Genomic DNA, 14,473 nt, shown 5'->3' with positions numbered 1-14,473 from the left:
CTGGGGCGGAGGATGGCGCAGGGGTGACCGGACGTCCTTGCACCGGCCTTGAAATGCGAAGGAGTTTCGCCTGATTATCTGTCCAAGAAGTCCACTCGGGCTGCTGCCGCCGCGTCATGATCGTCCAAGACAACCCGGCCCTGTACAGTCAGGCTGCGTCCACCTGCTGCGCTGGTGTGGCGGCGGCCTGCGGGGGCGAAGCGGGAGGGTCCAAATGATCTACGCATTCGAGGATTACCGCCTCGATCCGGAACGGCGGGAACTCACGCGCGGCGCCGAGGGGATCGCGGTCGGGCCGCAGGTCTTCGACCTGCTGCTCTTCCTGGTGCGCAATCGCGAGCACGTCGTCAGCAAGGATGACTTGCTCGATGCGGTGTGGGCGGGGCGGATCGTCTCGGAATCGACGCTGACCAGCCACATAAACGCGGCACGCAAGGCGATCGGCGACAACGGCCAGCACCAGCGGCTGATCCGGACCATCGCCCGCAAGGGCTTCCGCTTCGTCGGCGACGTCCGGGAAGAGCGGCCGGCGGATCCCGCTACGGCCAGCGGCCCCGTGGCTGGTTCTGCCGAGGCCGCAGAGCGCCACGCGCCGGCGCTGCCCGACAAGCCTTCGCTTGCCGTCATGCCTCTCGTGAACCTCAGCGGTGACGCGACGCAGGATTACTTCATCGACGGCGTGGTCGAGGACATCATCGCGGCCTTGTCCCGCATTCACTGGCTGTTCGTCATCGCCCGCAACTCCAGCTTCACCTACAAGGGCCGTGCGGTCGACGTGAAACAGGTGGGCCGCGAGCTTGGCGTGCGCTACGTGCTGGAAGGCAGCATGCGCAAGGCTGAAAAGCGCGTGCGCATCACGGGACAGCTGATCGATGCGACGACCGGCGCCCATATCTGGGCGGAGCGCTTCGAGGGCACGCTCGAAGATATCTTTGACCTGCAGGACCAGATGGCCGCGAGCATCGTCGGCGCGATCGCACCGCAACTGGAGCGCGCCGAGATCGAGCGCGCTCAGCGCAAGCAGACCGAAAACCTCGGCGCCTACGACTACTACCTGCGCGGCATGGCGCACTTCCACAAGGGAATCCGGGAAGAGGTCGAAGAAGCCCTGGTCCAGTTCCACAAGGCGGTCGACCTGGATAGCGATTTCGCGGCGGCCTACGGGATGGCCGCGTGGTGCCACTTCTGGCGTAAGCTCAACGGCTGGATGGCCGACGGCCAGGAGGAGGCCGCGGAAGGGGCGAGGCTGGCTCGCCGGGCCGTGGAACTCGGCAGGAACGACGCGGTCGCGCTCACGAGAGGCGGGCACGCGCTTGGCCATTTCGGCGGTGATCTGGATGCCTGCATCGCCCTCCTGGACAGGGCGCTGGTGCTCGACCCCAACCTCTCTGCCGCCTGGTACCTGAGCGGCTTCCAGCGAATCGCCCGGGGCGACCATGACGATGCCATCGCGCGCTTCGCGCGCGCCATGCGCCTGAGCCCGCTGGATCCGGAGATGGTCCGCATGCAGACCGGCACGGCCATGGCCCATCTGCTGGCCGGTCGCTTCGACGCTGCCGTCTCGTGGGCGGAGAAGGCTTTCCGGGACCTGCCGTCCTTTTCGTTGGCTGCCGGCATCCTCGCCGCCAGCCACGGGCTCGCAGGCCGGACGGCGGAGGCGCAGCGGGCGCTGCACCACCTGCGCCAGCTCGATCCCGCACGGCGCGTCTCCAATCTCAAGCATTGGGTTCTGCTGCGCCGCCCGGAGGATCTGGCAACTCTGGAAGATGGCTTGAAGAAGGCGGGCTTGCCGGCGTGAAGCCGGCCCGCCCCCGCCCCGCATGCTCGATGCCGGACGGCTCTCTATGTGAGGCTGTAGGTTGTCTCGACGGCTTCGCGCGGGACGAGGTAGGAGCGCGTCTCGATGCGGCGGGTGACGCGGCTGCGCTGGCCGCCGCCGCCGGCGGGCCCGCAGCAGTAGAGCGCCAGCACTTCCTGCAGCGCGCCTTCCACCGCGGCCTTGTCCGGCCCGGCGACCGCGAGGCGCAGCCGCAGGTCCTGGGCCGCATCGGGCGCGTGGGGTTGGGGGCTGTCGCGCAGGCTGCCGGCGTCGTCGTCGAAGGCGCTGCTGAGGCCGATGAGGTCGATGCGCCGGCGCAGGTCGAGGCCGCGCAGGTCGAGGCGTTTGCCGATCACCTCGGCGGCGAGCCGGGCGCGCGCCAGGGCATTGGGGCCGGCATAGGAGATCTCGCTCTCGCCGAACCAGTCGCCCAGAAAGCCGACGGTCGCTTTCAGCCGCGCCGGTGCCGCATGGCCGCGCGCGCCGCTGACGCGCACCCGGTCGGGCCCCGCCTGGGCGATCTCCACCCCGGTAATGTCGAGGGTAACGTCCGGGGTGAGATAGGCCGCGGGATCGTGGATCTCGTAGAGCAGCTGCTCCTTCACCGTGCGCAGATCGACGAGGCCGCCGGTGGCGGGCGGCTTGGTGATGACGAAGCTGCCGTCGGCCTCGACCTCGGCGATGGGAAAGCCGATGGCCTCGGGCCGCGGCACGTCCTTGAAGCCCGGGTCGGCGAAGTAGCCGCCGGTGACCTGCGACCCGCACTCCAGCAGATGGCCCACCAGGGTCCCGGCGGCAATGCGGTCGAGATCATCCCAGGCCCAACCGAAGTGCGCGACCAGGGGGCCGAGCGCCAGCGCCGGATCGGCGACCCGGCCGGTCACCACGACCTGGGCGCCGTCGGTGACAGCCTCCGCGATGGCCGCCGCGCCGAGATAGGCGTTGGCGGAGACGATTTCGCCCGCCGGCGGCGGCAGGCCGGCATCGCCGTCCCAGAGATCCTCGGTTGCCAGATTGATGCGGTCGCGCACGTCGTCGCCGTCGACGGTGGCGATGCGCAGGGGCGGCAGGCCGAGCTCGCGGGCCAGCCCGGCGATCACCGCCGCGGCGGCGCGCGGGTTGGCGCAGCCGAAGTTGCCGACGATGACGATGTCGTGCTCGGCGCAGATCCTGAGGATGGGTCTCAGGTAGTCGGCGAGCAGCGGCTCGTAGCCCAGCGCCGGATCCTGCCGGCGCGCCAGGTGGCCGAGCGCCAGCGTGCGCTCGCCGATGGTCTCGAAGATGATGGCGCCGCCGTTGCCGGCCGCGGCGATCGCTTCGACCACCGGCAGCCCCGCATCGATGCGGTCGCCCGAGAAGCCGGCCCCGGAGCCGATGCGGTAGGTCATAGGACGGAGGCCTCGCGGCGGGCGGCGCCGGTCTCGGCATCGGCCGGGCTGTTGGCGCGCAGGTAGAACTCCTTCGGCCAGCGGATATGGGCGCGGCAGAGCTCCACGAGCCGCGTGGAGTCGCCCCGCTCGATGGCGTCGACCATCTGCCAGTGCTCGCGGATCGCGATCTGGCGCAGCTGATCGTCGGCGAATCCGCGGCTGCGGATCGGCTGGGTCATCAGCGAATAGTGCTTTATGGCGGCCGCCAGCTCCGGGTTGCCCGCGCCGGCGTAAAGCCTTTCGTGAAAGGCGTTGTTCATCCGGAAGACCTCGACATAGCGCTGTGCGTTCGACGCCTGTTCATGCGCCGCGGCGAGCGTTTTCAGCTCCTCGACGAATCCGGGGGGCGCCGGCAGCGTCACGCGCGAGGCGGCCAGGGTCTCCAGCGCATCGCGAATCTCGTAGAGGTTCTCGACTTCTTCCTGGGTGAAGTCGCGCACCCGCACGCCGCGGTTCGGCTGGCGAAGCACAAGGCCTTCCTTTTCCAGCTCGTCGAGCGCGCGCCGGACGGCATGCCGCGTGGCGTCGAAGCGCAGGATGAGGTCGTCCTCCACCAGGCGTTCGCGCAGATGGAGGCGGCCCAGCATGAGGTCCATCTGCAGGACCTCGTAGACCTGGCTCCAGCCCTGCGGCTGGCGCCGGCCCTCTGCGTCCGCGGCACCGCTTCCGGCAATCGCTCTCGTCATGATCTGGCTGCTCCGCTCATGACGCCAATCTAGCCGGAAACGATGCCCGATACAATTATCGTTGACATTATCGATAATTTTTCCGAGGTTGAGGACGGGAGGAAAGCCATGGACGTGAGAACGCGTTGCCCGCAACAGGGTGCCGGCGTCATGCGGCAGCGATGCGCGCGGCGCGCGGCATGAGTGGCCTCGTGCGGGCCGCCCTGCACCGGATCGCCCACGCGCGCTCGGGCGACAAGGGCAATCGCCAGAACATCTCCGTGATCGCCTACCGGCCGGAAGCCTGGCCCGTGATCCTGCGCGAAGTCACGCAAGAGCGCGTCCACGCGCTGTTCCGCCATCGCGGCGTGACCGCCGTGCGACGCTACGAACTGCCCAGGCTCATGGCGCTCAACTTCGTGCTGGACGATGCGCTGGAAGGCGGCGTCAACGCGGCGCTGGCGCTCGACAGCCACGGCAAGACCGCCTCGTTCCGCCTGCTTTCCCTCGAAATCGACGTTCCCGCCGAACTGCTGCCCGAACGGCCGGGCGAGACGGCGGGCGCCCTTCATCAAACCAAGCAAAAAATGGGAGGACTGACATGAAGAAGATCGCAACGGCCCTGTTGGCGGCAGCGGTGCTGGCCACGCCGGCCGCCGCGCAGACCCAGAAGCTCGCCATCGGCACCACCTCGGCGTCGTCGAGCCACTACGGCTATTTCGTCGCCGTCTCCAAGCTGATCAACGAGAAGGTCGAAGGCGTCGAGGCCAACGTGGTCGAGACGGGCGCGACACTGGACAACCTGCGCCGCCTGCAGCGCGACCAGGTCGATCTCGGCCTCGTCACCACCAATGTTGCCTACGACGTGTTCAACGGCCGCGGCGAGTTCGAGGGCAAGGCCTACCAGCCGCTGATGCTGTGGGTCTATGCCTCGGCGCCGCAGAACGTCGTCGTGCGCAAGGACGCGGGCATCGCGTCGCTGGAGGATCTCGCCGGCAAGACGTTCAATCCCGGCATCAGCGGCTCGGCCACCGAGGCGACGGCCGAAAAGGTGTTCTCGCTGCTCGGCATCGAGCCCGACTGGGCGCGCGGATCGACCGGCGACGTCGTCAACCAGATCAAGGACAACCGCGTCATCGGCTACGTGAAGAGCGGCTCCGGCAAGCGCCTCGACGCCTCCAGCATCGACATCGCGACCCTGACGCCGATCTCCATCGTCGGGCTGAGCGACGCGCAGGCCGACAAGCTGCGCGCGGAATTTCCCAATCTCTCGGTGGTCGACGTGGCCGACGGCCAGGCCGGTGAGGGCTATCCGGCCTACAAGACCTGGGCCTTCGGCGTGGCGGCGGTCGCCCAGGCGGACCTCGACGAAGAAGCCGCCTATCAGATCACCAAGGCGGTGGTCGAAGACCAGACGGCGCAGGCGGCCGCCTTCTCCGGCCTCAAGGGAAGCGACCTGCCCACGATGACCATGGAGCTCTCGACCATCCCGCTGCACCCGGGCGCGGTGCGCTACTACCGGGAGATCGGCGTCGAGATCCCGGAACGCCTGCTGCCCAGCAGCTGAGCCGTGAACCGGCGGCGGCCGGGGGCGATCGGCCCCGGCCGCCGATTGGGTCGCCGATCGGGCCGCCGACCCGGCCGCCGATGGGGCCGTGCAGAGGTGTGTGGTGATGCGTGACAACCTGCGGCGGGCCGTCGCCCTGGCGATCGGCCTGTTCATTCTCTATACGGCCGCGGCCGGGGCCTTCGACGCCCTCATCCAGCGCTCCGTCATGGTGGCGCTCGTCGTCTCCCTGGGCTTTCTCGCCTATCCGCTGAAGCTCTCGGGCGCCGCCGCGAAGCTCGGCCTGGCCGTCGACCTCTGCCTCTGGGCCGCGACGACGGCGGCCTGCGTCTACGTGGCGGTCAACGCCGAGACCATCATGACGTCGCTGCCGACGGCGGGGCCGATCGACATCGCCCTGGCCGCCGTGCTGGTCTTCACCCTGCTGGAACTGGCGCGGCGCACCGTCGGTCTCGCTTTTCCCATCCTCGTCGCCATCGGCCTCGCTTACGTCTTCTTCGGCCACCTGATTCCCGGGCGTCTCGGCCACCGCGGCTACGACATCTGGTTCGTGACCGAGACCATCCTGCTGACCGACATCGGTGTCTGGGGATCGCTCACCGGCATCGCCGCCACCATCATCGCCGCCTTCGTGCTGTTCGGCGCGGTGCTGCTGCACACCGGCGGCGGCCAGACCTTCATGGATCTAGCCCTGCTGGTCTCGGGGCGCTCGGTCGGCGGCGCCGCCAAGATGGCGACCGTCGCCTCGGCCTCCTTCGGCACGGTGAACGGCAGCGCCGTCGCCAACGTCGCGACCACCGGCACCATGACCATTCCGCTGATGAGGCGCATCGGCTATCCGGCGCCCTTCGCCGCGGCGGTGGAGGCGGTGGCCTCGACCGGCGGGCAGATCACGCCGCCCATCCTCGGCGCCGCCGCCTTCATCATGTCGGAGATGATCGGCACGGAATACCTGCGCATCGCGCTGGCGGCGCTGATTCCGGCCGCGCTGTTCTACACCGGGCTTTTCACCACCATCCACCTCATCGCCCTGCGCAAGAACATCGGCTTCGTGCCGCCGGAGGAGATCCCCTCGGCGAAGACCGCCCTGCATCCGGTCCGCCTGCTGCCGGTGATCGGCGGCCTGGGCGGCCTGCTGTGGATGCTGATCGCCGGCCGTTCGGTGGCCTTCTCGGCCGCCTTCGGCGTGGTCTGTGCGGTGGTGCCCTTCGTGATCGGCGACATCGTCGCGCGCCGCAAGCCCCTGGCGACCCTGCGCGCCCTGCTCGACAGCCTGGTCGAGGCCGGCAACGGCATCGTCATCATCGCCCTGATGCTGGCCGGCGCACAGATCCTGGTCTCGCTGATCAACCTCACCGGGGTCGGGGTCACGCTCTCCTCGCTGACCGTCGCGGTCGGCGGCGAGCATCTCTTCCTCGTCGGACTGATCGTCGCGCTGGCCTGCCTGGTGCTCGGCATGGGCATTCCCACGACCGCGGCCTACGTCCTGGTGGCCGCCGTCATGGCACCGGCGCTCATCGCCATCGATGTCGAGCCGCTGGTCGCGCACATGTTCGTCTTCTACTACGCGACCATTTCGGTGATCACGCCGCCGGTCTGCATCGCGGTTTTCGTGGCCGCCTCCATCGCCAAGACCGACTGGTGGCCCGCCGCGGTCAACGCCGTGCGCCTGGGCATCGTCACCTACATCATTCCCTTCATGTTCCTCTCCTACCCGGGAATGCTGTGGTCGGGCAGCCCGTGGCAGATTGCCGAGGCCGTGCTCTCGGGGGCGACGCTGGTGTTCGCCACCTCGCTGCTGCTTGCCGGAACGCGCATCCGCGACAGCCGATGGCTGGCGGCGGCGCTTTACCTGCCGGCCGCCGTGCTCGCCATCGTGCCCTCCGAAATCGCGCTTGGGGCGGCGATCGCCCTGACCCTTCTGGGCGCCGTCTGGGGACGGCCGTTCAGCCGCCCGAAGGTGGCCTCGCCAACGGCCCCCCAGGCGGTCCCCGGGACCTCGACGGGAGCCCCTTGAGGGCACCCCCCGCGGCCCGAAAAAGGCCCCGCAACCCCCAAAACCGCGAAATTCCGCAGAATCTTTCTGAGCGTTTCCAACGGGTTGCCGGCTATTGTCTTGGAAGTGTGGGGTTCTGCACACCGCTTTCGGCGGGGCCATCCTATGTTCTTTCTCAGGAGAGCAAAGCCACCGCAGCCGCAGACAGTATGGACGGCCGGTGCCCACCGAGAGGGAAGCGATCATGTTTGGCGATACCAACGAGACGTCTTCAGGGGTAACGGTAGACCACTTCCTTGCCGGTCTCGCGGTCTGGGCCGTGCTCATGGTGGTCTACGCCATCATCTGATCCGTGAAGGACTTTCTTCGAGAAAGCCTTTTCAGACCAAAACATTATCCATCCGAAAAGCCTGCCCGGGAGCGAGACCCCAAGCCATCCTCGCCCCCGGGCATTCTTTTTGTGGCGATTTCCTGGGGGGTGGACGGACGCCTCGTCCTTCGAGACGGGCCTGGCGGCCCTCCTCAGGATGAGGCTTGAGTTTAAGCCGGCGGTTTCCCTGCTGTTTCCACAGAAAATAGGTCCTCATCCTGAGGAGGCCGCGGAGCGGCCGTCTCGAAGGACGAGGACCGTGGTGCCACAGAAGGCGGCATTTTCAAGGGTGCGAAGTCGTTGGCCTGCGACGACGGCGTGTGGCCTCCGTCCACAATAATTTTGTATGCAAAGTAAATCGGTAGCGGTGGCGCGGTGGCGGGCGCGGCAGGTCGAAATTCTCCCGTTATCCCCAGAAAATACGTGCTCTTACGACGCATGTTGTCGGCTCGCCATCGCCGGTGGCGATTGACAGCGGTGCTTTATCTTGCATACTAAACAAAAATAAAGACACGAACTCATGAGGACAGGGGAGTTCGACAGGTGGGGTCTTATCTTCGCCCAGAAGGGCTTGAAGACGCCGTCGCCGCGCTGGCGGACGGTCGCTGCACGGTCCTCGCCGGAGGCACCGACTTCTATCCCGCGCGCGTCGGCCGCGCCCCGGGCCTCGCCGCCGACGACCGCATTCTCGACATCACCGCCCTGGACGGCCTGCGCGGCATTACGCAAACCGCCGAGGGTTTTCGCATCGGCGCGCTGACCACCTGGAGCGACGTGCTGCGCGCGCCGCTGCCGCCGCTGTTCACGGCGCTGAAGCAGGCGGCGCGCGAAGTGGGCGGCGTGCAGATCCAGAACGCCGGCACCCTGGCCGGCAACCTCTGCAACGCCTCGCCGGCGGCCGACGGCGTGCCGCCGCTGCTGGCGATGGACGCCGAAGTCGAGCTGACGTCGCAGGGCGGCAGCCGGCGCCTGGCGCTGGACGACTTCATCCTCGGCAACCGCAAGACCGCCAAGCGCGCCGACGAGCTGTTGACGGCACTCCACATTCCGGCGTTTTCGACGCGATCGCGCAGCGCCTTTCTGAAGCTGGGCGCGCGCAAGTACCTCGTCATCTCCATCGTCATGGTGGCCTTGCTGGTCGATCTCGACGAGGACGGCACCGTGGTGAAGGCGCGGGTCGCCGTCGGCTCCTGCGCCGCGCGCGCCCACCGCCTGCCGGCGGTGGAGGGGGCGCTGACCGGCCAGCCCTTCGACGAAGACCTGCGCGCGCGCATCGGCGAGGAGCAGTTGGATCCGCTGGCGCCGATCGACGACATCCGCGGCACCGCGGGCTACCGCCGCGAGGCGGCGGTGGCGCTGATCCGCCGCGGCCTCGATGCGCTGCTGCTGCAACAGGAAGGTGCCTGAATGGATGGGGCCCTGAAGAGCGGCGGCGGGGTAAGCCAGGAGATCGCCTTCACCCTCAACGGCAGGCCGGCGACGCTGGCCGCCGATCCGCTGGAGCGCCTCAGCGATGCGTTGCGCTACGGTCTCGGCTTCACCGGCACCAAGGTCGGCTGCAATGCCGGCGACTGCGGCGCCTGCACGGTGCTGGTCGACGGCGAGCAGATGTGTGCCTGCCTGATGTCCTGCGCCCAGGCGGCCGGGCACAACATCACCACGGTTGAAGGCCTTGCCGACGACGCTGAGACGCAGCGCCTGCAGCAGGCTTTCCTCGATTACGGCGCCGCCCAGTGCGGCATCTGCACGCCGGGCATGCTGATGGCGGCGACGTCGCTGCTGAAGCGGGTCGCCCGGCCGACGAAAGAGGAGGTGCAGGATGCCCTCGGCGGCGTGCTGTGCCGCTGCACCGGCTACCAGAAGATCGTCGAGGCGGTCTGCGCGGCCGCCGGTGCCGGCGCCGCCGTTACCGACCTCCCGCCGGACACCTATGTGGGCGCGCGCGTCGTCAAGACCGACGGCCACGCCAAGGTGACGGGCGGCGAACTCTACGGCGCGGACAAGGCGCCGGCCGAAGCGCTGTGGCTGCGCGTCATCCGCGCGCCTCACGCGCGGGCAAGCTTCACCCTCGGCGACCTCGACGCCGTGGTGGCCCGGACCCCGGGCCTGGAGCGCATCCTCACCGCCGCCGATGTGCCGGGCAACAAGTGCTTCGGCGTCTATCCCCACATCAAGGACCAGCCGGTGCTGGCCGACGGCGTCGTGCGCTACCGCGGCGAGGCGGTGCTGGCGCTGGTCGGCACCCGCCAGGCGGTCTGGGCCGTGAGCGACGCCGATCTGCCGATTGCGTGGACCGCCGAAGAGGCGATCACCGACTTCGGCCGTGACGACGGACCCCTCGTTCAACAGGACAAGGACTCGAACCTGCTGGCGCGCGGCTTCGTGAACAAGGGCGACGCCGAGGCGGCGCTGGCCGCCAGCCCGGTCAAGGCCGAGGCGGAGAGCGCGACGCCCTTCATCGAGCACGCCTACATCGAGCCGGAAGCCGGCTACGCGGAGCGGAAAGGTGATTCGCTGGAGATCTGGGTGACGACGCAGTCGCCCTACATGGATCGCGACGAGACGGCCCTGGTCATGGGCCTGCCGAAGGACAAGGTGCGCATCGTGCCCTCGGCCTGCGGCGGCGGCTTTGGCGGCAAGCTGGACCTCTCGCTGCATCCGCTGATCGCGCTGGCGGCCTGGATTCTGGATCGCCCGGTGCGCTGCGAGTACACGCGCCCGGAGTCCATGGCCTCGACCACCAAGCGCCATGCCTCGCGCGTGCGCGCCCGCGCCGGCTGCGACGCGGATGGCAAGCTCACCGCCATCGTCTTTGACGGCGACTTCGACACCGGCGCCTATGCCTCCTGGGGACCGACGGTGGCCGACCGCGTGCCGGTGCACTGCAGCGGCCCTTATAAAGTGCCGAACGTGCTGGCACGCTCGGCCGGGCGCTTCACCAACGCGCCGCCGGCGGGCGCTTTCCGCGGCTTTGGCGTGCCGCAGTCGGCGCTGGCGCACGAGGCGCTGATGGACGATCTCGCCGCGCAGCTCGGCATGGACCCGCTGGCGTTCCGCGCGGTGAACGCGATCCGCGCCGGCGACGCGACGGCGACGGGCCAGGTGCTGGAGCATTCGGCCGGGCTGCCGCAGTGCCTCGACGAACTCAGGCCCTATTGGCAGGCATGGCGCAAGGCGGCGCAGGACTTCAACGAAAGTGGCCGGCGTCGCCGGCGGGGCGTCGGCATCGGCTGCGTGTGGTACGGCTGCGGCAACACCTCGATGTCCAACCCCTCGACCCAGTCGGTTGCGCTGGACCGCGCGGGCAAGCTGACGCTCTACAATGGCGCCGTCGACATCGGCCAGGGCTCCAACACGGTGATGGCGCAGATCGCCGCCGACGCGCTGGGCCTGCCGGTGGAGGCCATGACCATCGTGATGGGCGACACGGCGCTGACGGCCGATGCCGGCAAGACCTCCGCCTCGCGTCAGACCTTCATTTCCGGCAAGGCCTCGGAGCTGGCCGGGCGCGACCTCAGGCAGCAGATTCTGCGCCTCGCCAACGCCGGCGAGGATGCGCGGCTTGACCTTCACGACGGCAAGCTCTTGGTGCGCGACGGCGGGGTGGTGCACGAGATCCATCTCGCCACCCTGGAAGAAGATTCGCGCGGCGACGTGCTGTGCGGGACGGGCACTTTCGACCCGCCGACCGGCAAGCTGGACGCCAACGGCCAAGGCAGCCCATACGCAACGTACGGCTTCGCCGCGCAGATCGCCGAAGTGGAGGTCGACCTCGACCTCGGCGCGGTGAAGGTGCTGCGCATGGCCGCGGCCCACGACGTCGGCCGCGCGGTGAATCCGACGCTGGTGGAGGGCCAGATCCACGGCGGCATCGCGCAGGGCCTCGGTTTGGCGCTGATGGAGGAGTACCTCCCCGGGCGCACCGAGAACCTGCACGACTACCTGATCCCGACCGTCGGCGACATGCCGGAGATCGTCTCCATCCTGGTCGAGGACCCGGAGCCGCTGGGCCCCTACGGCGCCAAGGGCGTCGGCGAGCACTCGCTGATCGCGACGGCGCCGGCGATCTTCGGCGGCATCGAACAGGCGACGGGCGTGCGCCCGACGGTCGCGCCGGCGACGCCCGCGCGGCTGCTGGCGGCGCTGCGCGCGCATGGTGTCTATTGAGGACGGCAGGGCTGAGGACGGCAGGGCGATGAGCGAAGCGGACCTGAAGGAACGCAAGAGCGCCGGCGACGACATCGTGGTCTGCGATGCCTGTCCGGTGCTGTGCCGCATCCGCCCCGGCAAGACGGGCGCCTGCGGGCGCTACGGCAACGTCGAGAACGCCCTGGTGCGGATGGACCCCTTCCTGCTGGCGCGCCAGGCGGCGGAACGCTCCCAGGACATGGTGCCTTTCCTCGCCACCGAGGGTGCGGGCAGCGAGTGGGACGGCAGCCTGGTGCAGAGTTCGGAAGCCTTCGTCACCGGCATCGGCGCGGGCACCACCTATCCCGACTACAAGCCGGCACCCTTCATCGTCTCGTCCAAAGTGGAAGGCGTCGACATGGTCACCGTGGTGACCGAGGGCATCTTCAGCTACTGCGGCGTGAAGGTGAAGATCGACACCGACCGCCACCTGGGCCCGGAGCAGGCCGCCGTGCGCTGCGAGGGTGAGCAGGTCGGCCATGTGACGACGGCGGAATACGGCTCGCAGATGCTGGCGCTGGGCGGCGTGCGCCATCTCACCGGCGGCAGCAAGAAGGAAGGCAACGTCACCTGCCAGATGATGCTGGACCTCTGCAACAAGCAGGCGGTGGCACTCACCATCGACGGCGGCGCGGAACTCACCATCCAGGCCGGCAAGGCGCCGGTCATCAACGGGATCACCGAAGAGCGCATGCGCGTCGGCTGCGGCTCGGCCACCATCGGCATCTTCGCCCAGCAGTGGGTCGGCCACGTCGATGAGGTGATCGTGGTGGACGACCACATCACCGGCGTGCTGACCGAGCACCAGGCCGGCAAGTTCCTCGACATGAAGGCGAGCGGTATCCGGGTGCGCGGACGGCGTTCGACGCCGGGCCGCTACTTCCAGGTCGCCGAGCCGGGCACCGGCTGGGGCGGCACCAACATCAGCGATCCGCTTTCCATCATCGAGAAGGTCGACCCCAAGACCGCCTGGCCGGGCCTGCGCTTGCTGATGGTCAGCACCACCGGCGAGCATGCCGCCTGGTTCGAGCTGGACGACGACCTGAAGCCCCAGGAAGCGGCGATGCCGGCGGCGGTGCAGCTGGTCGTCGACCGCATCGGCGAGAACTGCGAGCCGGCGCTGACCTCCGTGCTGTTCATGGCCGGCGCCGGCGGCAGCCTGCGCGCCGGGGCGACCGAGAACCCGGTGCGCCTGACACGCTCGGTGAAGGATGCGCTGACACGGGTCACCGCCGGCGGCGCGCCGGCCTATGTCTGGCCCGGCGGCGGCATCACCATCATGGTCGACGTGCTGGATATGCCGGACAATGCGTTTGGGTACGTGCCGACACCGGCCATCGTCGGGCCCATCGAGTTCACCATGCCGCATCAGATCTATGCCGAGCTGGGCGGCCACATGGCTTCGGTGAAACCGCTGGAGGTCGTGCTGAAGGAGCGTGGCACCGGAGAGCGTATCCGCATGACCGACTGGAAGGCGGAGAACCCCTGGCCGCTGTCGCCCCTCAAGAAGGCCGGTTTCTGATGCCCCCCTACAGCAGTCCCAGGCCCAGTCTCTTCCGCCGCGACCTTCCGGACGGCCGCCTGCACCTGCAGGAAGGCCCCATCGACCTCATCGTCGAGGCCTTTGGGGAACGCACGGAGCGGCGCCGCGCCTACGACGCGGCGGCGACCTGCTTCCATGACGTGCTGCCGGGACTGGTGGCCGAGCTGGACGGTTTGCGCAAGCCCGTAGGCGCGGCGGTGCTGCGGGGCCCGGTGGCGCGCCGCATGGGGGCGGCTTGCGCGGCGCACCAAAGCGTTTTCGTAACGCCCATGGCGGCCGTGGCCGGTGCGGTGGCCGACCACGTGCTGGCGGCGATGACAGCGGCGGCGGACCTCAGCCGCGCCTACGTGAACGACGGCGGCGACATCGCCCTTCATCTGGCGCCCGGGGAGACGCTGGCCTGCGGGCTGGTGGCGGAGGTTCGCGATCCGCGGCTCAACGGAAGGGCGGTCATTTCCCATGACATCCCGGTGCGCGGCATCGCGACCTCGGGCCGCGCCACCCTCAAGGACGGCGGGCGCAGCTTCTCGCTGGGCATTGCCGACGCGGTGACGGTCTTTGCGCGCGCGGCCGCCGAAGCCGACGTGGCGGCCACCCTCATCGCCAACGCGGTCGACCTGCCGGAACATCCCGCCATCGAACGCCGCCCGGCGTCGGAGCTCGATCCCGACAGCGACCTGGGGGCGCGGCCGGTCACCGTTTCCGTCGGTGCGCTGACGCGCGACGAGATCGCGGCGGCGCTGGTGCGCGGGCAAGCCGAAGCGCGGCGAATGCAGGCGGCGGGGCTCATCGAGGCCGCGGTACTGTTCCTGCGCGGCGAGGCGGTGATGGTCGATAGAGAGGGAAGCGGCCTGCTGCCGGCACCGCTTCCGACAGCAGCCTAGATCCAGAGAGG

10 protein-coding genes are annotated in these 14,473 nt (G+C 69.1%); 8 read left to right on the top strand and 2 right to left on the bottom strand.

Going from position 1 to position 14,473, the window contains the following annotated elements; all coding sequences use genetic code 11:
• Positions 1-214 precede the first annotated feature (214 nt).
• A complete protein-coding gene (locus WDC82_RS21300; protein ID WP_340119423.1) occupies positions 215-1,798 on the top strand; it encodes a winged helix-turn-helix domain-containing protein in 1,584 nt (527 codons plus the stop codon).
• A gap of 44 nt (positions 1,799-1,842) precedes the next feature.
• Here WDC82_RS21300 and WDC82_RS21295 read toward each other — a convergent pair whose 3' ends face one another.
• Both WDC82_RS21295 and WDC82_RS21290 read right to left on the bottom strand, forming a co-directional pair.
• Positions 1,843-3,207 carry an acyclic terpene utilization AtuA family protein gene (locus tag WDC82_RS21295; RefSeq protein WP_340119422.1) on the bottom strand — a complete coding sequence of 455 codons (1,365 nt, stop codon included), beginning with the start codon at positions 3,205-3,207 and terminating at the stop codon, positions 1,843-1,845.
• Positions 3,204-3,935 (bottom strand): GntR family transcriptional regulator, encoded by a 732-nt coding sequence (locus WDC82_RS21290; RefSeq protein ID WP_340119421.1) that lies wholly within the window; start codon positions 3,933-3,935, stop codon positions 3,204-3,206. The genes WDC82_RS21295 and WDC82_RS21290 overlap by 4 nt, the downstream gene beginning before the upstream one ends.
• 179 nt (positions 3,936-4,114) lie before the next feature.
• Between WDC82_RS21290 and WDC82_RS21285 the strand changes: the two genes are divergently transcribed.
• The 7 genes from WDC82_RS21285 to WDC82_RS21255 all read left to right on the top strand — a co-directional run bounded on the left by WDC82_RS21285 (position 4,115) and on the right by WDC82_RS21255 (position 14,462).
• Complete coding sequence (locus tag WDC82_RS21285; protein WP_340119420.1) at positions 4,115-4,519, top strand: hypothetical protein; 405 nt, start codon at positions 4,115-4,117, stop codon at positions 4,517-4,519.
• Positions 4,516-5,481 (top strand): TAXI family TRAP transporter solute-binding subunit, encoded by a 966-nt coding sequence (locus WDC82_RS21280; RefSeq protein WP_340119419.1) that lies wholly within the window; start codon positions 4,516-4,518, stop codon positions 5,479-5,481. The genes WDC82_RS21285 and WDC82_RS21280 overlap by 4 nt, the downstream gene beginning before the upstream one ends.
• Before the next feature lie 106 nt (positions 5,482-5,587).
• The gene (locus WDC82_RS21275) at positions 5,588-7,498 is read left to right on the top strand and encodes a TRAP transporter fused permease subunit (RefSeq protein ID WP_340119418.1); all 1,911 of its coding nucleotides are present in this window, start codon (positions 5,588-5,590) and stop codon (positions 7,496-7,498) included.
• A gap of 892 nt (positions 7,499-8,390) precedes the next feature.
• The gene (locus WDC82_RS21270) at positions 8,391-9,254 is read left to right on the top strand and encodes a xanthine dehydrogenase family protein subunit M (protein WP_340119417.1); all 864 of its coding nucleotides are present in this window, start codon (positions 8,391-8,393) and stop codon (positions 9,252-9,254) included.
• Complete coding sequence (locus tag WDC82_RS21265; protein WP_340119416.1) at positions 9,255-12,014, top strand: molybdopterin cofactor-binding domain-containing protein; 2,760 nt, start codon at positions 9,255-9,257, stop codon at positions 12,012-12,014.
• A gap of 28 nt (positions 12,015-12,042) precedes the next feature.
• Complete coding sequence (locus WDC82_RS21260; RefSeq protein WP_340119415.1) at positions 12,043-13,557, top strand: 6-hydroxynicotinate reductase; 1,515 nt, start codon at positions 12,043-12,045, stop codon at positions 13,555-13,557.
• The gene (locus WDC82_RS21255; protein WP_340119414.1) at positions 13,557-14,462 is read left to right on the top strand and encodes a UPF0280 family protein; all 906 of its coding nucleotides are present in this window, start codon (positions 13,557-13,559) and stop codon (positions 14,460-14,462) included. The genes WDC82_RS21260 and WDC82_RS21255 overlap by 1 nt, the downstream gene beginning before the upstream one ends.
• Positions 14,463-14,473: the final 11 nt, after the last annotated feature.

This window comes from Pelagibius sp. 7325 (assembly GCF_037652055.1).
In the GTDB taxonomy this organism is placed as follows: Bacteria; Pseudomonadota; Alphaproteobacteria; order Kiloniellales; family Kiloniellaceae; genus Pelagibius.
The sequence above is the reverse complement of the archived record's forward strand: the minus strand, read 5'-3'. Positions and strand labels throughout refer to the sequence as shown.

What these genes read in the sequence shown, in the direction of transcription:
- WDC82_RS21300 (WP_340119423.1), top strand. Translation starts at nt 215, where the DNA reads ATGATCTACGCATTCGAGGATTACCGCCTCGATCCGGAACGGCGGGAA.
- WDC82_RS21295 (WP_340119422.1), bottom strand. Translation starts at nt 3,207, where the DNA reads ATGACCTACCGCATCGGCTCCGGGGCCGGCTTCTCGGGCGACCGCATC.
- WDC82_RS21290 (WP_340119421.1), bottom strand. Translation starts at nt 3,935, where the DNA reads ATGACGAGAGCGATTGCCGGAAGCGGTGCCGCGGACGCAGAGGGCCGG.
- WDC82_RS21285 (WP_340119420.1), top strand. Translation starts at nt 4,115, where the DNA reads ATGAGTGGCCTCGTGCGGGCCGCCCTGCACCGGATCGCCCACGCGCGC.
- WDC82_RS21280 (WP_340119419.1), top strand. Translation starts at nt 4,516, where the DNA reads ATGAAGAAGATCGCAACGGCCCTGTTGGCGGCAGCGGTGCTGGCCACG.
- WDC82_RS21275 (WP_340119418.1), top strand. Translation starts at nt 5,588, where the DNA reads ATGCGTGACAACCTGCGGCGGGCCGTCGCCCTGGCGATCGGCCTGTTC.
- WDC82_RS21265 (WP_340119416.1), top strand. Translation starts at nt 9,255, where the DNA reads ATGGATGGGGCCCTGAAGAGCGGCGGCGGGGTAAGCCAGGAGATCGCC.
- WDC82_RS21260 (WP_340119415.1), top strand. Translation starts at nt 12,043, where the DNA reads ATGAGCGAAGCGGACCTGAAGGAACGCAAGAGCGCCGGCGACGACATC.
- WDC82_RS21255 (WP_340119414.1), top strand. Translation starts at nt 13,557, where the DNA reads ATGCCCCCCTACAGCAGTCCCAGGCCCAGTCTCTTCCGCCGCGACCTT.